The sequence below is a fragment of the Planomonospora alba genome (genome assembly GCF_039534085.1).
In the GTDB taxonomy this organism is placed as follows: Bacteria; Actinomycetota; Actinomycetes; order Streptosporangiales; family Streptosporangiaceae; genus Planomonospora_B; species Planomonospora_B alba.
Genome location: NZ_BAAAUT010000175.1, coordinates 1 through 648, shown reverse-complemented (window position 1 = coordinate 648; position 648 = coordinate 1). Strand labels below are relative to the sequence as shown.

The 648-nt window shown below is 74.2% G+C and carries 1 protein-coding gene; it reads left to right on the top strand.

What is annotated here, in order from left to right; genetic code table 11:
• Positions 1 to 22 precede the first annotated feature (22 nt).
• Positions 23 to 648, top strand: a 626-nt coding sequence (locus tag ABD823_RS34490) for a phosphopantetheine-binding protein (RefSeq protein WP_344867169.1), incomplete at its 3' end; no start/stop codon positions are given.

The following is a 648-nucleotide window of genomic DNA, read 5'->3' as shown; positions in this document are numbered from 1 at the left end:
GGTGCGGGCGTATCTGGCGGGGGTGCTGCCGGAGTTCATGGTGCCGTCGGCGGTGGTGGTGCTGGAGGCGCTGCCGGTGACGCGCAACGGGAAGCTGGACCGGGCGGCGCTGCCGGCGCCGCGGGTTTCGGCCGGTGGGGGGCGGGGGCCGCGGTCGGTGGTGGAGGAGGTCCTGTGCGGGGTGGTGGCGCAGGTCCTGGGGGTCGAGGGCGTGGGGGTGGAGGAGTCGTTCTTCGATTTGGGTGGGGATTCGCTGCTGGCGACGCGCCTGGTGAGCCGGGTGCGGTCGGTGCTGGGGGTGGAGATCGGGGTGCGGGCGGTGTTCGAGGCGCCGTCGGTGGCGGGGCTGGCGTCGGTGGTGGAGCGGGAGCGGGACTCGGGGGTGGTGCGGCCGCGGGTGCGGGTGGTGGAGCGGTCCGCGGGTGGGGTGGCGTTGTCGTTCGGGCAGCGGCGGTTGTGGGTGCTGAACCGGTTGGATCCGGTTTCGGGGGTGTACAACCTGCCGGTGGCGTTGCGGCTTTCGGGGCGGGTGGATGTGGGGGCGCTGCGGTGGGCGCTGGCGGATGTGGCGGGGCGGCATGAGAGTCTGCGGACGGTGTTCCCGGAGGTGGGCGGGGTGCCGTTCCAGCGCATCCTCGACACCGCCGA